Here is an 18,801-nt window from a genome sequence, read left to right on the forward strand (position 1 = left end):
ATCGGTCTGCAGGCGCGTAGGTAATGGAAGCCACTACCTTTTTTGTGCCTGAGACCGATTGTTTCCGATACTATTTTGTGCCGCCAGTTTATCTATAGTTGTATTCGCATCTTCTCGGAATGTTACATCCAGATACCAGTGCATACTTTCTATGCTCCAGTGCCCTCTCACTGCACGACTGGCCTGTTCAATGTCTTCCTTTAGACTGCTGATGAAATAGCGATACTCTGTTCTTGTATCTCCTTCTTTCTTCAGTGTTTTCTTTTCCATTACGTTCATTTAGACAGCATTTCATTCAAACTCCTCTTAAGTGGAGCAAGTTCTTCAGTTCGAATATCATTCATAACAGAAAACAAAAATCTTGAAACAAGTCCAATCGCCATAGGGCAGCAAACAGCAATAATCTCCATTATAGACTCATCTTTCACTGGACTAGCTTGATACCACAAGGCCAATCCCACAGTTGCAAGTTGTCCAAATAACAAAAGTCCGATTGACAAATACCCTGTCAACTGTGTAAGCCGCAATACTCTTAGCTTAAGAATCCGAAACTCCGCCCAACTATCATTGAGTACAGCATGGCACATCGCTTTCATAGCTGACGTTAATTCTCTATGAAAAAACATATTCAGCAAAAGCAAAAGTACCATCGTCAAATTAATCATATTTCATGGCATAAGCTTTCGCCTTCTCACTTGGCAGAATGTCCTCACGCTGAATGTTGGAATCCACCATGATAATCGTAGCTTCATCGTCTGTATAATTGCGGACTATCACAGGCATATCCTCTTTTCCTGCCCGTTCTGAACCTCGTTTTCTGCGGTGTCCGGCTATGATTTCATAGCCACCCTCTGCCCTCGGTCTTGCAATTCCCGGTACGAGCACCCCATACTTACTGATGCTTTCCGTTGTTTCTTCCATTTTTTCATCGTCCAGTACACGGAACGGATGATTTCTAAACTCATGCAAATCCGTGAGCTTGGCTCTGATAATCTGCTCTTCGCTCCCTGTCTTTTCTTCTGCATTTCCAAATAAATCATCATAACTGCTTAATTTTACCTTTGCGGCACTTCCTGCTTTACTCATTCCCAAGCACCTCCTCCGTCAAAGACTGATAAGCAGCGGCTACTTTGCCTTTCGGATCATGTTCGTAGATACTGACACCCTCTGCGGAAATCTCTGCCGCACGGACGGAAATGGGAATACTGTTTTCAAATATCCGCACCTTGCTACCGTAATTCTCCACCAGTAATGCAGTAATGTCCTTTGCATAATTGGTTCTGGCATCCACCATTGTCAGCAGAATCCCCTCAATCGTCAGCTTTGGGTTAATCTGCCTCCTGACCTTTCCAATCGTCTTAATAAGCTGCTGTAACCCTTTTGCCGGAAGATATGCCGCCTGTACCGGAATCAGGATACTGTCCGCACAGGCAAAGGCGTTTATGGTAATCATGCCGAGGGAGGGCATACAGTCAATCAAAATATAATCATAATTATCCTTTACCAGCTCTATGTAGGAACGCATCACAAGCTCCCTGCTCATCACATTGACAAGTGATACTTCCAGACCGGAAATCTCGATGTTCCCCGGCATCAGGTCAATTCCCTCTTTGTGTTTCAGGATACCATAATCCGCTTCCATATCTTCATCATTGATGATATTGCCGAGTGCTGTTGCAAGCGTTTCCTCCAGCTTATCCGGCTCTGTAAAGCCAAGACTGTCCGTCAGACTGCCCTGTGCATCGGCATCAATCAGCAGGACTTTCTTGCCATGTTTTGCCAGTCCTATACCTAAATTACTGGTTGTGGTGGTCTTGCCACACCACCTTTTTGGTTTGCGATTGCGATTATTTTACACATGATAGATTCTCCTTTGTTTTCTGCTATTTTTCTGCTACGTTTCTTTTCTTTACTTCTACATACGCCCTGTAAAATTTCTTCGTTCCCTTATTCGGATACATCTCGGAAAACTCCGTTACTTCCACTTTCGGATTCCTCTGCAAAATCTTTCCGAACCACTTAATATCATTCTTTGTTCCCATCAATCTGACTTTTAACATTAGTCTGTTCCTCCCAATAAGGCATACAGCTTATGGTTGTATGTGGCATATTCCGGATACCGAATCTGAATTGCCTGCCAGAAATATGGTGCATAAGCACAGCAGAATATTTCCTCCACCGTGTACTGCCTGCACTCGTCCACCTGTTCTTCTGCATCTTCATAATCGGAAACACTTGGTGTTCCATTGCAATACAGATTGAATGCCATTCTGACCACTCTCACACTTCCACTGGTCTGCCAGCCTTCGTGTAAACACTCTGTTATTACGCATCCTGTTTTGAAATCATAAATTCTGTAAACATTTCTTCTGGTATCATCGCTGATCCCAAGACAATAGCAGAGTGCCTTGTGGTAAACATCCTGATACCGGACTTCCTTTAACTTCTCGTAGTAGAATTTCTCATGTGCATCGCTGATAAAAATAATCTTTTCTTCCTTTTTGGTTTCTGCTCCTAACGCTGTACTTGTCATAATAGAACCCTCCTTGTGTTATTTTGATTTTGTTTTGACCATAACAACAGAAAAAGGACACTCTCCGTTTTATTGGAAAATGTCCTTTTAATAGCATTCAACTATTAAGTTTTGAAAGGTTCTGATTCCTAAAACATCCCTTTTCAGTCCATATTAGTCCACCGAATGACACAAATTTGATGTCAATTTGATGTCAAACACTCGATAAACTCATAAAAGTCTATGGATTTTCTGATTCTTAGTACAGCTTCGCACCTGCCGGAATCCGGTCATTCACCATGAGAAGATTTAATCCCTCATGTCCATCTTCCTCGTGTACTGCTGAAATCAACATACCACAGGAATCAATTCCCATCATCGGTCTCGGCGGCAGATTTACGATTGCGATACAGGTCTTGCCAACCAGTTCTTCCGGCTCGTAATACTCGTGAATACCGCTTAAAATCACGCGTTTCTCGTCTGTACCGTCATCAAGAACGAACTTCAGCAGCTTCTTAGATTTCGGAACTGCCTCACATTCCAGAACCTTTACTGCTCTGAAATCAGACTTGCTGAACGTATCGAAATCAACCATTTCCTCGAACAGCGGCTCGATCTTTACATTGGAGAAGTCGATTGTTTCCGGGGCTTCCGCTGCCGATGTCGTAGTGGTTACTGCTGCCGCAGCCGCCTTCTCGCTCTTCTTTGGGGCATCGAGGCTCTTCATCGTCGGGAACAGTAATACGTCACGGATTGCCGGGCTATTGGTGAACAGCATAACCAGACGGTCGATACCGTAACCGATACCGCCTGTCGGAGGCATACCGATCTCCAGTGCGTTCATGAAGTCCTCATCGGTGGTGTTTGCCTCGTCATCACCTGCAGCCAGTGCAGCCTCCTGTGCCTTGAAACGCTCTCTCTGGTCAATCGGGTCATTTAACTCGGAGTATGCGTTACACATCTCACGGCCGTAGATGTACATCTCGAAACGCTCTACATACTCTGGCTTGTCCGGTTTTCTCTTGGTCAGCGGAGAAATCTCTACCGGATGATCCATGATGAAGGTCGGCTGGATCAGGTTCTCCTCTACGAACTCCTCGAAGAAGAGGTTGATGATGTCGCCGCGCACATGGCGTGCCTCATAAGCTACGCCCTTCTCATCTGCCAGTTTCTTTGCTTCCTCAGTGGTCTTGATCTCCTCGAAGTCGATGCCGGTGTATTTCTTGATGGCGTCAACCATGGTCAGGCGCTCAAACGGCTTACCTAAGTCGATCTCAACATCTGCGTACGGAATGGTGGTGGTACCCAGAACCTCGTTTGCGATATGGCGGAACATGTTCTCGGTTAAATCCATCATGCCGTAGTAGTCGGTGTATGCCTGATACAGCTCCATGAGGGTGAACTCCGGATTGTGACGGGTATCCAGACCCTCGTTACGGAATACACGGCCGATCTCATACACGCGCTCCATGCCGCCTACGATCAGTCTCTTTAAGTACAGCTCCAGGGAAATACGGAGCTTTACATCCTCATCCAGTGCGTTGTAATGGGTCTCAAACGGTCTTGCAGCAGCGCCGCCTGCGTTTGCAACCAGCATCGGGGTCTCTACCTCTAAGAAGCCCTGACCGTCCAGATAACGGCGGATGCAGCTGATGATGCGGGAACGCATTACGAAAGTCTTTTTAACATCCTCGTTCATGATCAGGTCGGTGTAACGCTGACGGTAACGCATATCGGTGTTGGTCAGGCCGTGATACTTCTCCGGAAGAATCTGCAGGCTCTTGGACAGCAGAACCATGGAGGTTGCGTGAATGGAGATCTCGCCCATCTTGGTGGTGAACACGATACCCTTGATACCTACGATATCACCGATATCCATGCGTTTGAAATCTTTGTAGGCTTCCTCACCCAAGTCATCACGTGCAACGTAGCACTGGATGTTGCCCTTTAAGTCCTGCACATTGCAGAAGGATGCTTTACCCATGACACGCTTGGACATCATACGTCCTGCGATGGATACCTCTTTGCCTTCATACTCTGCGTAGTTTACCTTTACATCTTCGCTGTGTACGGTTACGTCGTACTTTGTGATCTGGAACGGGTCCTTGCCTGCTGCCTGAAGCTCTGCCAGTTTCTCACGGCGAACCTTCAGAAGCTGGTTGAGATCCGGCTCCTTCGCATTCTGCTGCTTTGCGTTCTGCTGCTCTGCCATCTTTTTCCTTACTCCTTCGTTCTTCTATAAATAAATGCTACTTTTATGATACTCTCTGGATCTCCAGAACCTTGTACTGAAGTACACCGGCCTGGGTCTCTACGTCTACAACATCGCCGACGCTCTTGCCAATTAATGCTGCGCCTACCGGAGACTCGTTGGAAATCTTGTTCTGCAGGCTGTTTGCCTCGGTGGAACCAACGATCTTGAACTCCATCTCCTCGTCGAAGTCTACATCGTAAACCTTTACCTGGCAGCCGATGCTGACTTTGTCTAAGTCGATCTCGTCCTCATCTACAACCTCTGCGTTCTTTAACAGCTTCTCCAGCTCCTCAATACGCAGCTCGATGTCTCTCTGCTCGTCCTTTGCTGCATCGTACTCAGCGTTCTCGGACAGGTCACCCTGCTCACGCGCCTCTTTGATCTTCTGCGCGATTTCCTGTCTGCGATGGATCTTTAAATCCTGTAACTCATCCTCATACTTTTTTAAACCAGCATAGGTTAAAATGTGTTTCTTGCTATCTGCCATGACACTCATTTCCTTCCTTATTTACACTGCCCCGCGCATGCGCGCTGCAGTTGTTTTTACAACTGAAACCACGGTCTGATACAAAATCTGAGACCTGTGGTCATACATTCTGAATATTATACTTGAAAGCACTTTCCTTGTCAAGCGCTGATGCGGCCCGCACACACTGGTTTTTCCTGCTGTATACGGCAAATGTTTCTTTCCGGAAAGCACATCCCGATTACCGAAGCATTCCATGCTGCCGCAGCAGCTCCACCAGCTCCGCTTCCGTCTCCAGCATGTTGCAGTCTCTGCGAATGGCAGAAGAATGTGGAAGCCCGGCGGTGTACCAGGCAATGTGCTTGCGCATCTCCTTCATGCCGATGTACTCGCCCTTTAATGCCACGTGCATCCGGGTGTGGCGCAGGATCATCTCTCCCACCTCCGCCGGTCCCGGCGGCGGAAGCACTTCCCCGGTCTCCAGATAATGTTGAATCCGATGAAAGATCCATGGGTTTCCTCTGGCGCCACGGCCTACCATCAGGCCGTCACAGCCGGTCTCCTCCAGCATTCGCTTTGCGTCCTGGGGTTCAAAGATATCTCCGTTTCCAATGACCGGAATCTTCACCGCCTCCTTCACCTGACGGATGATATCCCAGTCCGCCTTGCCGGAATAGTACTGTTCCCGGGTCCTCCCGTGCACCGCCACCGCAGCCACGCCGCAGCTCTCCGCGATCTTCGCGATTTCCACGGCGTTCACATGGTCGTCGTCAAAGCCCTTGCGGAACTTGACGGTAACCGGCTTGTGTACTTTTTTTACCAGGGCAGATAAGAGCTCCTCCACCAGCTTCGGATTCCTCATGAGAGCGGAGCCCTCGCCGTTTCCCACGATTTTTGGCACAGGACAGCCCATGTTCAGATCGATGATATCGTAAGGGCCATCCTCCACCTGATGGGCAATGTTGCTGACGATCTCCGGGTCGGAGCCGAACAGCTGTAACGATACCGGCCGCTCACCTTCGCCAATGGCCATGAGATCCTTCGTGTTGCGGTTCTTATACAGAATCGCCTTGGCGCTTACCATCTCGGTGACCAGAAGACCGCAACCCTGTTCCCGGCAAAGCTGGCGGAAGGACATATCTGTGACTCCTGCCATAGGAGCCAGAACCAGGTTATTCTCCAGTTCTACATTTCCGATTTTCAGCTTCATTCTTCCGGACCCTCACCTGTATCATCCAGATCTTCCGGATAAATGCCGCCCAGCTCAGAACTGTCCTCAGTCTCATACGCTTCTTCGGCGTCATCAGGACCCGCTGAACTGTTCTCAGCAAATCCAGCTTTCAGCGCTTCCGTATCAATTCCGTAGCTTTCCGCCACTGTTTCTGCATCCTCGCCCAGATAAAATACCTTAAAGTACAGCTCCAGTGCCTTTAAGAATTCCTGTCCTTCCTGGCGGTACTGCTTGATTTTCAAATCCGCGCCGATTTCATCACAGTAACCGTCGTACTCGGAAATGGTATGTTTGAACTCCAGCGTGCCGTCCGGCTCAAATTCCATGGTCAGAATGCCGCCGCACTCCTCCGTAAACCAGACACACATCACGTGAAGCTGTTTCTTCACCGCCTCCGGGAGGCTGTCAAACTCTTCATTAAAATAATACTTTTTTTCGTAGCTGTTAGAACCACAAAGAACGATATTTCCGTCCTGTCCTGTCATCTGCGTTCTCCTCCTGAATCGTTTCCGCTGCGCCCTGGTTTTCCGGCCAGGTCGCAGCGCCTTGTCAAAAAAATCTCATGTCCGTAAACACGAAACACGCCCGGCGGATATGCTGCCGGGCGGATGTGTCATTTTCGGTTGTGTCATGCAGTCCTTCTGTTTTCAGGACGGTAACTGTTCAGTACCCTCACAGTTACGGGCAAAAATCCATTGAAAATTGCCTTCGGCAATGGGATTTTTGCCTGCAAGCCCATGTTTTCATACGGTCAGCGCAGTAAATGCGCAGACCTACTGAACAGTTACTCAGGACGTACATTTTTTGCCAGTTGGGTCATTTGCTATCTTGCCAGCATCTTTGCGATCTCGAACTGTTCCTCAGAGATGTCCTTCTTCATCTGAAGAGCTTCCTGGATGTCGAAATCGACGAACTCACCGTGCTTGTAAGCCACCAGACGGTTGCTCTTGCCTTCGCACAGAAGCTCTGCTGCCCGCGCACCCATGATGGACGCGTACACACGGTCCTTACAGGTCGGGGTGCCGCCTCGCTGCATGTGGCCCAGGATGGTTGCTCTGGTCTCAATGCCGGTCGCTGCCTCAATGCGGCGGGCCATGGAAGTGGAATGTCCAATGCCCTCTGCGTTGATGATGATGTTATGCTTTTTGCCGCGTTTACGGTTTTCGATGATCCGGTCAATGAGGGCCTGTTCGTTGCCGTCGTAGCGCTCCGGAAGCAGAATGTCCTCCGCGCCGTTTGCGATGCCGCACCATAATGCGATATAACCGGCATTACGTCCCATAACCTCAATGATACTGCAGCGCTCATGGGAGGTAGAGGTATCACGTACCTTATCGATTGCCTCCATAGCGGTGTTTACTGCGGTATCAAATCCGATGGTGTAATCGGTGCAGGCAATGTCCAGGTCGATGGTTCCCGGAACACCGATGGTGTTAACGCCAAGGGATGCCAGCTTTCCGGCGCCGCGGAAGGAACCGTCACCACCAATGACTACGATACCGTCAATGCCATGCTTGCGGCAGATCTCCGCGCCCTGCTGCTGGCCTTCCGGAGTTACAAACTCCATACATCTTGCTGTATACAGGATGGTACCGCCACGGAAAATGATATTAGACACATCGGTACTGCTCATGTCTACGATTTCTTCCTGTAAAAGTCCCGCGTAACCACGCATGATTCCTTTTACCTTCATTCCCTTACTGATGGCAGTACGAACCACCGCACGGATGGCTGCGTTCATGCCCGGAGCATCTCCTCCGCTTGTCAGGACACCGATTGTCTTTACTTGCTTTGCCATAGTTGTCTCCTCCTGTTACCCTTCAGGTTGGAGCCGCGGCCACAGATCCGTGACCGAAGCTCTTTTCCATTCCGTTTTTATTTTATACCAAATGCACTTTTTTTCATACAAGGTGTATTCTAAAACATTTTGCCTATCTTTTCAATCCCTTTTCCACAACTTTGACATTCTTTTCACCAATTATTTTCTCAAGGCTTTCCGTAACTGCTGCCGATGCTACCACATGCCAGTTGGACGGAAGCACCTTCTTTGCCCGCTCCTTTTCCAGATAGATGATCACGGTGTCATGGCCATCGGAGCCCCGCAAAACCTCTGTCACGGCCGGCCATAATGCGTCATACTGGGTTTTATCGGCAAATTTCAGCCACAGATCCTTCGGCACCTCATCAAACGGGATCACCTGCTCACAGATCAGGCGCCCCACCGGATCATCCCCGATGGAAGTTCGTCCGCTGATAAATACTTTCGCATCCTCATTTAACAGCTGCTTCTTGCTCTCGTAATCCCGCGGGAATACGATGACTTCCACAGAACCCACCATGTCCTCCAGGGTTACAAAGGCCATCTGCTGGCCGTTCTTGGTAAGCTTCACCGTCTTTGCGGTGATCATGCCGCCGATGGTCGCCCGGACTCCGTCTTCCACAACAGCCTTTCCGGACTCCTCATCCACCATAAAATCAGTGGTTTTGGCGGTGATGCTGTTTTTCCAGGTTTCCAGGTATTCATCCATCGGGTGTCCGCTGACATAGATACCCAGGGTTTCCTTCTCAAACGCCAGAAGCTCTCCCTTCGGGAATTCCGGTACATCCGGCATGGTGATCTGGTACTGCTGCTTTTCTTCCTCTGCCGCGAAATCAAAGAGGCTCAGCTGCCCCTCCAGTACATTTTTGCGGTCCTTGTTCTTCTGATCCAGCAGTTCCGGCGCGATCATGGTCTTCTGCCGGCGGTTGCCCGGCAGGGAATCCATGGCTCCGGCCTTGATGAAGTTCTCCAGGGTACGCTTATTTACCTCGCGTCCGCCCATGCGCTCCACGAAATCATCGATGGAAGTAAAGAGCCCGTTATTCTTCCTCTCCCGGATGATCTCGTCCACCACGTTGCGGCCAATGCTCTTGATAGCCGATAAACCGTAGCGGATGGCATCGTCGGAAACCGAGAAGCCGCTCTGTCCCTCGTTGATATCCGGAGGCAGGATGCGGATACCCATCTGGCGGCAGGTCAGAATATACTCGGACACCTTGTTCACGTTGTCCATGACCGATGTCATCAGCGCCGCAAAAAACTCCTTCGGATAATAGTATTTCAGATACGCCGTCTGATATGCCACCACCGCGTAACATGCCGCATGAGACTTATTGAACGCATACCGCGCGAAATCGATCATCTCATCATAAATATGATTCGCCGTCTTCTCATCGATGCCATTCTCAATACAGCCTTTTACGTGTTCCTCCGGGTTGCCGTACACGAAATTCTGGCGTTCCTTCTCCATGACCGCCGCCTTCTTCTTGGACATGGCACGACGCACCAGATCGCTCCGGCCCATGGTATAGCCCGCCAGGTCCCGGACGATCTGCATAACCTGCTCCTGGTAGACGATACAGCCGTAGGTCGGTCCCAGAATATGCTCCAGCTGCGGACATTCATAAGTGATGGAACCTTTGTCGTTCTTTCCTTTTAAATAACGGGGAATAAAATCCATGGGGCCCGGACGATACAGGGAAATACCCGCAATGATATCCTCCAGATTCTCCGGGCGCAGCTCCTTCATGAAGCTCTTCATACCCGAACTCTCCAGCTGGAAGATGCCATCGCACTTTCCGGTGCCGATGGAGGCCAGAACTTCTTTATCGTTGTAATCAATCTCTTCCATGACCAGGTGGACGCCGTAATTCTCCTCTGCCTGACACACCGCGTTCTGAATGACCGTCAGGGTACGAAGGCCCAGAAAATCCATCTTGAGCAGGCCCAGTTCTTCCAGCGTTGTCATGGTAAACTGGGTGGTGATGGTGCCGTCCGAGGCGCGGGAAAGGGGCACAAATTCATCCATGGCCCGCTGGCCGATCACAACACCGGCCGCATGCATGGAGGTATGTCTCGGAAGTCCCTCCAGGCGCTTGGCCATGTCGATGAGGTAGCGCACCTCATCATCGCTCTGGTATGCCTCCCGCAGATCCGGGCTCTGCTTTAATGCCTTATCCAGGGTCATGCCCAGATCCCCCGGAATCATCTTGGCAATGGCGTCACAGCGGGCGTACGGAAGATCCAGCACACGGCCCACATCCCGCACCACGCCCTTGGCCGCCAGAGTACCGAAGGTAACAATTTGTACCACCTGATCCTTGCCGTATTTCTCCACCACATAATCAATGACTTCCTGCCTGCGTTCAAAGCAGAAGTCAATATCAATATCCGGCATGGATACACGCTCCGGGTTTAAGAACCGCTCAAAGAGCAGGTCATAGCGCACCGGATCAATGTTGGTGATCTCCAGGCAGTAGGAAACAATGCTTCCCGCCGCAGAGCCTCGTCCCGGTCCTACCATGATGTCGTGGGATCTTGCGAAATGAATGAAATCCCACACGATCAGGAAGTAATCCACGTAACCCATGTTGTGGATAACGCCCAGCTCGTAGGAAAGGCGCTCCTGCAGCGTGCCATCATCATTCGGGTAACGCTTCGCCATACCGTCCTGGCACAGCTTGTTTAAGTAGCTCCAGGAATCATAGCCCTCCGGCACCTCGTATTTTGGCAGCTTGGTCACGCCAAACTCAATCTCCACATTGCAACGCTCCGCAATCTTGTGGGTATTGTCAATGGCCTCCTGAGCATACGGAAACAGCGCCCGCATCTCTTCCTCAGACTTCACGTAATACTGGCCGCCCTCGTAGCGCATGCGGTTCTCATCGGACACCTTCTTGCCGGTCTGGATGCATAAAAGAATATCGTGCGGTGCCGCGTCCTCCGCCAGAATATAATGAATATCGTTGGTGGCCACCAGATCCATGGAAAGCTCCCGGCTCATGCGCATGAGTCCCTGGTTTACGGTCTTCTGGGTGGGAATGCCATGGTCCTGCAGCTCCAAAAAGAAGTTGCCCTTTCCGAAAATCTGCTCGTAATGCCTTGCAGATCTGCAGGCCTCCTCATACATGCCCCGGGCCAGATAGCGCTGCACCTCGCCCGCCAGGCAGGCACTGAGGGCAATGACACCTTCATGGTAGGTTTCCAGTACCTCATAATCCACACGGGGTTTGTAATAGAAGCCGTCCACAAAACCCTTGGACACAATCTTCATGAGGTTGTGGTATCCGGTATCATTTTCTGCCAGCAAAACCAGATGGTAGTAGCGATCCTCGCCATTGGTGTTTTCCCGGTCAAAGCGGGAGCCAGGCGCCACATAAACCTCGCAGCCGATGATGGGCTTGATGCCCACTTCCCTTGCTGCCCGGTAAAAGTCGATGACACCGTACATAACACCATGGTCGGTGATGGCCATGCTGTCCATGCCAAGCTCTTTGGCCCGCGCCGCCAGTTCTTTGATCTTACAGGAACCATCCAGCAGACTGTACTCTGAATGGACGTGCAAATGTGTAAATGCCACTGTTTTCTCCTTTATCTATGTTCATAAAAACAGGGCGGAAATATCATTTCCACCCTGCCGCTTCAGCATCTCTTGTATAGACTAACTTTTGGGGAAAGGATCGGTAGGATCTTATTTCTCGCCCTTTAAGTATTTTTCAATGTTGTCAAGTGCTTCGTTCTCATCGTCTCCGTCAGCAGAAACGGTAATCTCCTCACCAGCGCCCATGCCAAGTGTCATCATACCCATAATGCTCTTTGCATTCACGCGGGCATTGTTGTTCTCTACATAGATCTGACTGTCAAACTGGCTCGCGATCTGAACCAGCATAGCGACTGGTCTTGCCTCAAGTCCGGATGAAAGTCCAATGGCGATCGTTTTCTTTAACATAATTATCCTCCTCGTTTTCAGGCATATGCAGATCTTCTTCTCTTTCTCTGCCTATGTCTCTGTGTCGGGCCGCTCCTGTCTCAGCAGCTCTGCCATATTTCCCAGTTTCCTGAGACGATGGTTTACGCCTGATTTACCGACCGGCGGATCCAGTGCTTCTCCAAGCTCCTTCAACGTAGCCTCCGGTCTGGCCAGCCTTAACTCTGCGATTTCCCTCAGATTATCCGGCAGACTGTCAAACCCTGCCGTATCTCTGATGTATATGATATCTTCCATCTGCTTGACTGCCGCCGATACCGTCTTGTTGATATTGGCTGTCTCACAGTTTACCTGCCGGTTCACACTTCCGCGCATCTCCTTGAGAATGCGGATGTTCTCCAGCTCCATAAGCGCAACCGGTGCTTCCATAACGTTTAAGATATCAACGATCAGGTTTCCCTCTTTGATATAGACCACGAAATATTTCTTCCGCAGCACGATCTTGGCTTCGATTCCCATGGAAAGGATGAGGCCCTGGATCTGTTTTGCCTTCGCTTCGGTCGCGCAGGCAATCTCAAAATGGTAAAACTTTTCCGGATCGCTGATGGAACCTGCTGCCAGAAACGCTCCTCTGATAAACGCGCGCTTGCAGCAGTTCTGCATGAGGACCACGTTCTGGGCCAGGGACAGATTCTCCTCGATTTCCCCGTAAGGGTCAATGAGCTTGACTGCCTGAAGCACCCGCATGGCGTCCTCGTGATGGGTGACCGCTACGGTGCAGGTCCTGTTTTTGTGGTTCCCGATGCCCTGCCGTATGGAGACATCAATTCTTATATTAAATGTTTTTTTCAATAATGTAAAGTACTTTCTTGCAACTGCCTCATTTTCCGTGTGGATCTTCACCCGGTAGCGGTTGTTCTCCGAAATTTGGATACGCCCGCAAAGGCTTAAGATTGCCGCGATCTCCGCAATCTGGCAGTGCCTGGCCGGGGATAGCTGCCTGGAAAGTTCTTCCTTTACCTTAGAAGAAAATGACATATCCTGCTACCTCTCAATATCCCGGTGTTCAATCTTTAATCCGTACTCCTCCAGTCCGCTTAAATGCTGGTACAGCGCATTGGCCACAGTGACGGAGCGGTGCTTGCCGCCGGTACAGCCAATGGCAATGACGAGCTGGTTTTTCCCCTCCTGCACATAGTTTGGAATCAGGAAATCCAGCATCTCGTAAAGCATGGAAAGAAACCGGTCAGCCGTGCCGCCCTGGCGCACATAGGCCTGAACCTCCGCCTCCTGTCCCGTGTGGCTGCGGAGCGCCTCCACATAGTAAGGGTTTGGCAGGAAACGCACGTCAAACACCAGATCCGCATCGTTCGGGATTCCGTACTTGAATCCAAAGGACAGCACGGTAATAAAGAGATTCTGGTAACGGCGGTCCTGCACAAAAATCTTTTCCAGCTCCTTGCGCAGTTCCCTGGTAAGAAGGCTGCTGGTATCCAGGATCACATTCGCCTGCTGTTTGATAAACGCAAGCTTTTCCCGCTCAAGCTGGATGCCGCTGTCCACCCGGCCCTTTCCGGCAAGCGGATGGGATCGTCTCGTTTCCTTGTAACGCTTGACCAGCGTGGCATCGCTGCTGTCGAGAAACAGGATTTCATAAGGAACCTGCTGTACCTTCCAGTTCTCCAGAACCTGCTCCAGCTGCGGGAGCTCCTCTCCGCTCCGGATATCGATTCCCAGCGCTACCTCCTCATGGGCCGCCGGTTTCTGCATGACAAGCTCCACAAACGCCTCCATCAGGGGAATCGGCAGATTGTCTACACAGTAAAACCCAAGATCCTCCAGCATTTTCAGAGCCGACGTTTTTCCGGCTCCCGACATTCCCGTCACGATTACCAGTCTCATCTGTTTTCTCCGTTTCTAAAATTCACCAAGCAGCTTCACTTCCAGCTCCAGATCCACACCAGACTGCTCCTTCACCTTTTCCTGCACCTGTCTGCACAGGGAAAGGATATCAGCTGAAGTGGCATGATCCCGGTTGATGACAAAGCCGCAGTGTTTTTCTGACACCTGGGCGCCTCCCACGGTAAAACCGCGAAGTCCTGCGTCCTGAATCAGCCTGCCTGCGAAATATCCTGTCGGACGCTTAAATGTGCTGCCCGCGCTCGGGTACTCCAACGGCTGCTTTTCCTTGCGTTTTGATGCCAGTTCATCCATGACCGCACGGATTTCTTCTGCGTTTCCCGGCTGTAATTCCAGTACTGCCTCCAGCACGATGTAACCCATTTTCTGAACGCAGCTGGTGCGGTAGCCCAGTTCCAGTTCCGGAAGTGAAAGTGTTTTCACCTCTCCCTCCGGTGTCAGAACGGTGGCCTCCTTTAGCACCTGGCAGAGTTCCCCGCCGTAGGCTCCCGCGTTCATGACCACGGCACCGCCGATGGTGCCCGGAATGCCGGCCGCAAACTCAAAACCGGTCAGGGACGCGCTCAGGGCCTGCTTTGCCACAACGGAAAGCAGGGCACCGGCACCAGTACGCACCTGAGTTCCTTCCACGGCCACCTGGCCAAAGGGCTTTCCAAAGGAAATCAGCACGCCCCGGTAGCCCTTATCGCCCACCAGCAGGTTGCTGCCATTTCCAATGATGGTATACGCCAGATTTTCTTCCCTGCAGATCTCCAGTACCTGTTTTAATTCTTCCGCGCAGGACGGCTCGATGTAAATATCTGCCGGGCCTCCCGTGCGGAACGTGGTGTGGCGGCTCATGGGCTCATCCGTCAGGAATACGCCCGCGCTCACCGCCTGTTTCAGTTTTTCTGCTGCCTGTTTCATAGTTTTTTTATTCTGCCTTTATTTATTTTCGCTGTTATAAGCTATGCTCCTGGCACATTTTATTTATTGCCGAGGTTTGCCTGTACACGGTTGTACAGCTCCTGAGCCGCATTGTAGCCCATCTTCTTCTGGCGGTAGTTAACCGCTGCGGACTCTACAATGATAGCCAGATTTCTGCCCGGACGGATCGGGATGTTGTGGCAGACTACCTGGTTGCCGAGGAACTCGGTGTAACGGTCCTCCAGGCCCAGCCGGTCATACTCTTTATCTTTGTCCCAGTCTTCCAGCTTGATGACCATATCGATGTTCTGGGTATCTTTTACGCTCTCAACACCATACAGGGATTTCACATCGATGATGCCGATACCGCGCAGCTCAATAAAATGCTTGGTGATATCCGGTGCGCTTCCCACCAGGGTTGCGTCACTGACCTTGCGGATTTCGACCACATCGTCCGATACCAGACGGTGTCCGCGCTTGATGAGCTCCAGGGCTGCCTCGCTCTTGCCGATGCCGCTCTCACCCATGATCAGAACGCCCTCACCAAATACATCCACCAGAACACCGTGAATGCTGATGCACGGTGCCAGCTTTACCTTCAGCCAGCGGATGACCTCTGCCATCAGATCGGAAGTGCTCTTATCCGAAACCATTAACGGTACCTGATAGTGCAGGCACAGGTCCTGCATGTCTTCATCCGGCTCCTGGCCGCGGCTGTAAACCACGCATGGGATCTCGCTGGAAAGCAGCTTGTCGTAGCGCTCTACCCGCACCTCCCGCGGCAGGGTGTTGATGTATGCCTGCTCCACATATCCGATGATCTGGACACGTTCCCGGTCAAAATGGTCAAAGAAACCGGTTAACTGCAGTGCCGGACGGTTCACATCCGGGTGACTTAATACCACCTTGTCTGTGTCAATTTCCGGAAGTACATTTTTCATTTTCATCTTTGTGATCAGTTCTGTAATTGTTACACCGTACATATTGCCCCGCTCCTTTATCTTGTTCATTCAGCCGTGAAAAAGAATGTGGCTGTTTCTATTTTCAGAATATGTTTATCATACCACAAATTGTAAGGGTTGTCATCCGCGTTGGCAGGTTTAGGTATTCCCTGTTTCCTCCACAATTTCTATGGGCGCATCGTCCTTTTTCTTTCGGAAGAACCGGTACACGCTCTCTGCCGCGGCCCGGTTCATGCCCGGAACCTGGGAAAGCTCTTCCTCGCTGGCGGCCTGCACCGCCTCAATGGATTTAAAGTGCTTCATCAGCGCCTTTCTCCGGGTGTCTCCGATGCCCGGAATGTCATCCAGCACCGAGCGCACCTGGCTCTTGCTGCGCAGGCTCCGGTGGTACTCGATGGCAAACCGGTGAGCCTCATCCTGAATTCTGGTGATGAGCCGGAAGCCTTCGGAATGCCGGTCAATGGGAATCTCCACATTCTGGTAATACAGTCCCCGGGTCCGGTGGTTGTCATCCTTCACCATGCCGCAGACTGGAATGGAAAGCCCCAGTTCTGAAAGGACCTCTTCCGCAATGTTCACCTGGCCACGGCCGCCATCCATCATCAGGATATCCGGGAAACGGGTGAAGCTTCCGAACTTCTTTTCCACGCCCTGCTCCTTTAACTGGGACAGTTCCTCCAGGCCGTGGGTAAACCGGCGCGTCAGCACCTCCCGCATGGACGCGTAATCATTCGGTCCGATGACGGTCTTAATGCGAAATTTGCGGTAATCGCTGCGCTTCGGCTTGCCATCCTCATACACCACCATGGAGCCCACCGACTCATAGCCGGAAATGTTGGAAATATCGAAGGCTTCCATGCGGCGCACACCGGTGAGCCCCAGCCAGGACGCCACCTCGTTCATGGCGCCGATGGTGCGCATCTCGTCTCTCTGGTTGCGCTCAAAATCCTGCCTCAGCACCATGGAGGCGTTCTTCTGGGCCAGCTCTACCAGCCGCTCCTTCTCGCCCTTCTTCGGCACGACAATCCGGACCTTCTGGCCTTTTCTGGCACTGAGCCACTGCTCTATGACCTCCATATCCTCAATTTCCTGCTGGATCCACAGTTCCTTGGGCAGAAACGGCGTTCCCGCGTAGAACTGTTTCACAAAGCTGGTAAGAATCTGGCTTTTGTCCTTCTCCGCACCGATGCGGATGCCAAAATGATCCCGCCCGATCAGCTTGCCTTCCCGCACAAAAAAGACCTGCACCACCGCGTCGGTGTCGTTCATGGCCATGGCGATGATGTCCCGGTCCTCCATACTGCTGCTGGTAATTTTCTGCTTCTGAGCCACCTTTTTTACACTGGCCAGCAGATCCCGGTACTCTGCCGCTTTTTCATATTCCATCTTCTCCGCAGCTTCCATCATCTGGTTTTCCAGGCGCTTTAACAGATTGTCGTAATGCCCGTTTAAAAATTCCAGCACCTGTCTGATATGCTCTGCATACTCTTCCCTGCTGATGTATCCCTGACAGGGCGCGTCACACTGTTTAATATGGTAGTTTAAGCATGGACGGTCCTTGCCGATATCCCTTGGCAGGAACCGGTTGCAGGTGCGCACCTTATATAATTTGTGAATTAAGTCAATGGTATCTTTTACCGCCCCGGCACTGGTGTAAGGGCCAAAATACCGGCTCTTGTCCTTTTTCATGGTGCGGGCAAACTGCACCCGCGGAAAATCCTCCCCCACCGTAACACGGATGTACGGGTAAGCCTTGTCATCCTTTAACATGGTGTTGTAGCGGGGCTGGTGCTCCTTGATGAGGTTGCACTCCAGCACCAGCGCTTCCAGTTCCGAGTCCGTCACAATATACTCAAACCGCGCGATGCGGGATACCATCTGCTGGATCTTGGCGGTCTTTCCCCGGCTGCTCTGAAAATACTGACGCACCCGGTTCTTTAAGCGGATGGCCTTGCCCACGTAAATGATCTCGTCCTTTGCGTCGTGCATGATGTACACGCCCGGCTGGGACGGGAGTTTTTTCAGTTCTTCTTCGATGTCAAATAACATGATTCCTCCTGATGACCGTTCTGATCTGGCCTGCTGCCAGTACGCTTTCGCCCGCCAAAACGCAGTCAGCGCAGGCGGCTGCCATCATAGCGCTTCTGCATGGTGAGGAAACGGCGTACTGCGTAAAGCTGCTCCTGCAGAGAGCCGCGCTCCGGCTTCATATCCAGCACCAGATACATGCTGTCTAATTCCTGCTGGGTGATGCGCTCCTCCAGTACTTTTAAGCATTCCATGCGGAGTTCAAAATCCTCGGTATCCAGAAACTGTAAAAACGCCGGGTCCGGGGTGCGGTCCGCGTAGTGCCGGGTAGAATCAGTCTCCGTGTAATGAGCTGTAAGTTCTGGCGCTGCAGACACATCTTCCGCTGATGATTCAGCTTTGCTTCCTGCCGCCACTCCCGCTTCCTGTCGTGCCATCTGAGCGTTTTCCGTGACATTCCGCCTAAATCCCACCCGCTCAAACCGCCACTTCTGGGTCACTTCCGGGTATTTTTCATGGTCCACCTCGCTGGTAAACATATCGTAGGGGCGCACATACACGCCGTAATCCCCGTAAAGGGCCTGGTAGACCACCATGCGCTCTCCGGTTTCCGAATGTCTGGCCACCGCCACGATCTGGTACAGTTTATTTTTAAAATGCCGGTAAAATTCTCCCGGTCTTACAATTCGTTCTGTCATGTCACTCTTCCTGTCTCTCTGTTCCTGCATTTGTTCATTCCTGTCTCTGAGTTTTCTGCATTCCGCCACAGCACCAT

16 protein-coding genes and 3 pseudogenes are annotated in these 18,801 nt (G+C 51.1%); all 19 read right to left on the reverse strand.

Annotated features, from left to right (window positions below; genetic code table 11):
- Window positions 1–72 precede the first annotated feature (72 nt).
- Window positions 73–273, reverse strand: a pseudogene (locus tag WMO41_RS11250) (ISAs1 family transposase); the annotation flags it as partial.
- 2 nt (window positions 274–275) lie between these two features.
- Window positions 276–665 carry a hypothetical protein gene (locus WMO41_RS11255; RefSeq protein ID WP_349229835.1) on the reverse strand — a complete coding sequence of 130 codons (390 nt, stop codon included), beginning with the start codon at window positions 663–665 and terminating at the stop codon, window positions 276–278.
- Window positions 661–1,086, reverse strand: a pseudogene (locus WMO41_RS11260) (ParB/RepB/Spo0J family partition protein); the annotation flags it as partial. The gene WMO41_RS11255 and the pseudogene WMO41_RS11260, both read right to left, overlap by 5 nt.
- Window positions 1,079–1,860 (reverse strand): annotated as a pseudogene (locus WMO41_RS11265) (ParA family protein). The pseudogenes WMO41_RS11265 and WMO41_RS11260, both read right to left, overlap by 8 nt.
- A gap of 23 nt (window positions 1,861–1,883) precedes the next feature.
- A complete protein-coding gene (locus WMO41_RS11270) occupies window positions 1,884–2,060 on the reverse strand; it encodes a hypothetical protein (protein WP_002596300.1) in 177 nt (58 codons plus the stop codon).
- Complete coding sequence (locus WMO41_RS11275) at window positions 2,060–2,533, reverse strand: DUF6075 family protein (protein ID WP_227200083.1); 474 nt, start codon at window positions 2,531–2,533, stop codon at window positions 2,060–2,062. Before WMO41_RS11275 ends, WMO41_RS11270 begins: the two co-directional genes overlap by 1 nt.
- Window positions 2,534–2,771: 238 nt before the next feature.
- The gene (gene lysS / locus WMO41_RS11280; RefSeq protein WP_349229836.1) at window positions 2,772–4,724 is read right to left on the reverse strand and encodes a lysine--tRNA ligase; all 1,953 of its coding nucleotides are present in this window, start codon (window positions 4,722–4,724) and stop codon (window positions 2,772–2,774) included.
- A gap of 43 nt (window positions 4,725–4,767) precedes the next feature.
- Window positions 4,768–5,253 carry a transcription elongation factor GreA gene (gene greA, locus WMO41_RS11285; protein ID WP_118531978.1) on the reverse strand — a complete coding sequence of 162 codons (486 nt, stop codon included), beginning with the start codon at window positions 5,251–5,253 and terminating at the stop codon, window positions 4,768–4,770.
- Window positions 5,254–5,473: 220 nt separating this feature from the next.
- Window positions 5,474–6,442 carry a tRNA dihydrouridine synthase DusB gene (gene dusB / locus WMO41_RS11290; RefSeq protein WP_349229837.1) on the reverse strand — a complete coding sequence of 323 codons (969 nt, stop codon included), beginning with the start codon at window positions 6,440–6,442 and terminating at the stop codon, window positions 5,474–5,476.
- On the reverse strand, window positions 6,439–6,948 hold the full coding sequence (locus WMO41_RS11295; RefSeq protein WP_353963979.1) for a DUF6145 family protein: 510 nt from the start codon (window positions 6,946–6,948) through the stop codon (window positions 6,439–6,441). Before WMO41_RS11295 ends, dusB begins: the two co-directional genes overlap by 4 nt.
- 338 nt (window positions 6,949–7,286) lie before the next feature.
- Entirely contained in the window at window positions 7,287–8,261 is a 975-nt protein-coding gene (gene pfkA / locus WMO41_RS11300; RefSeq protein ID WP_177292281.1) for a 6-phosphofructokinase, read from the reverse strand.
- 133 nt (window positions 8,262–8,394) lie between these two features.
- Window positions 8,395–11,862, reverse strand: a complete 3,468-nt coding sequence (locus tag WMO41_RS11305; protein WP_349229838.1) for a DNA polymerase III subunit alpha — start codon at window positions 11,860–11,862, stop codon at window positions 8,395–8,397.
- A 111-nt stretch (window positions 11,863–11,973) separates the two neighbouring features.
- Window positions 11,974–12,231 carry an HPr family phosphocarrier protein gene (locus tag WMO41_RS11310; RefSeq protein ID WP_349229839.1) on the reverse strand — a complete coding sequence of 86 codons (258 nt, stop codon included), beginning with the start codon at window positions 12,229–12,231 and terminating at the stop codon, window positions 11,974–11,976.
- Between the two features lie 51 nt (window positions 12,232–12,282).
- Window positions 12,283–13,248, reverse strand: a complete 966-nt coding sequence (gene whiA, locus WMO41_RS11315; RefSeq protein WP_349229840.1) for a DNA-binding protein WhiA — start codon at window positions 13,246–13,248, stop codon at window positions 12,283–12,285.
- 6 nt (window positions 13,249–13,254) lie between these two features.
- The gene (rapZ, locus tag WMO41_RS11320) at window positions 13,255–14,112 is read right to left on the reverse strand and encodes an RNase adapter RapZ (protein WP_177292615.1); all 858 of its coding nucleotides are present in this window, start codon (window positions 14,110–14,112) and stop codon (window positions 13,255–13,257) included.
- Window positions 14,113–14,127: 15 nt separating this feature from the next.
- Window positions 14,128–15,036: a UDP-N-acetylmuramate dehydrogenase gene (gene murB / locus WMO41_RS11325; RefSeq protein WP_349229841.1), complete on the reverse strand. Its 909-nt coding sequence runs from the start codon at window positions 15,034–15,036 to the stop codon at window positions 14,128–14,130.
- A gap of 59 nt (window positions 15,037–15,095) precedes the next feature.
- Complete coding sequence (gene hprK / locus WMO41_RS11330) at window positions 15,096–16,019, reverse strand: HPr(Ser) kinase/phosphatase (protein ID WP_177292613.1); 924 nt, start codon at window positions 16,017–16,019, stop codon at window positions 15,096–15,098.
- A 117-nt stretch (window positions 16,020–16,136) separates the two neighbouring features.
- A complete protein-coding gene (gene uvrC, locus WMO41_RS11335; protein WP_177292012.1) occupies window positions 16,137–18,047 on the reverse strand; it encodes an excinuclease ABC subunit UvrC in 1,911 nt (636 codons plus the stop codon).
- 65 nt (window positions 18,048–18,112) lie between these two features.
- Window positions 18,113–18,724: a DUF1653 domain-containing protein gene (locus WMO41_RS11340; RefSeq protein ID WP_349229842.1), complete on the reverse strand. Its 612-nt coding sequence runs from the start codon at window positions 18,722–18,724 to the stop codon at window positions 18,113–18,115.
- Between the last annotated feature and the right edge of the window lie 77 nt (window positions 18,725–18,801).

This window comes from Ventrimonas faecis (assembly GCF_040096075.1).
In the GTDB taxonomy this organism is placed as follows: domain Bacteria; phylum Bacillota; class Clostridia; order Lachnospirales; family Lachnospiraceae; genus Brotaphodocola; species Brotaphodocola faecis.

Bases quoted from the DNA above. Each gene is read 5' to 3' on its own strand.
- WMO41_RS11255 (WP_349229835.1), bottom strand. From the start codon at position 665: ATGATTAATTTGACGATGGTACTTTTGCTTTTGCTGAATATGTTTTTT.
- WMO41_RS11270 (WP_002596300.1), bottom strand. From the start codon at position 2,060: ATGTTAAAAGTCAGATTGATGGGAACAAAGAATGATATTAAGTGGTTC.
- WMO41_RS11275 (WP_227200083.1), bottom strand. From the start codon at position 2,533: ATGACAAGTACAGCGTTAGGAGCAGAAACCAAAAAGGAAGAAAAGATT.
- lysS (WP_349229836.1), bottom strand. From the start codon at position 4,724: ATGGCAGAGCAGCAGAACGCAAAGCAGCAGAATGCGAAGGAGCCGGAT.
- greA (WP_118531978.1), bottom strand. From the start codon at position 5,253: ATGGCAGATAGCAAGAAACACATTTTAACCTATGCTGGTTTAAAAAAG.
- dusB (WP_349229837.1), bottom strand. From the start codon at position 6,442: ATGAAGCTGAAAATCGGAAATGTAGAACTGGAGAATAACCTGGTTCTG.
- WMO41_RS11295 (WP_353963979.1), bottom strand. From the start codon at position 6,948: ATGACAGGACAGGACGGAAATATCGTTCTTTGTGGTTCTAACAGCTAC.
- pfkA (WP_177292281.1), bottom strand. From the start codon at position 8,261: ATGGCAAAGCAAGTAAAGACAATCGGTGTCCTGACAAGCGGAGGAGAT.
- WMO41_RS11310 (WP_349229839.1), bottom strand. From the start codon at position 12,231: ATGTTAAAGAAAACGATCGCCATTGGACTTTCATCCGGACTTGAGGCA.
- whiA (WP_349229840.1), bottom strand. From the start codon at position 13,248: ATGTCATTTTCTTCTAAGGTAAAGGAAGAACTTTCCAGGCAGCTATCC.
- rapZ (WP_177292615.1), bottom strand. From the start codon at position 14,112: ATGAGACTGGTAATCGTGACGGGAATGTCGGGAGCCGGAAAAACGTCG.
- murB (WP_349229841.1), bottom strand. From the start codon at position 15,036: ATGAAACAGGCAGCAGAAAAACTGAAACAGGCGGTGAGCGCGGGCGTA.
- hprK (WP_177292613.1), bottom strand. From the start codon at position 16,019: ATGTACGGTGTAACAATTACAGAACTGATCACAAAGATGAAAATGAAA.
- uvrC (WP_177292012.1), bottom strand. From the start codon at position 18,047: ATGTTATTTGACATCGAAGAAGAACTGAAAAAACTCCCGTCCCAGCCG.
- WMO41_RS11340 (WP_349229842.1), bottom strand. From the start codon at position 18,724: ATGACAGAACGAATTGTAAGACCGGGAGAATTTTACCGGCATTTTAAA.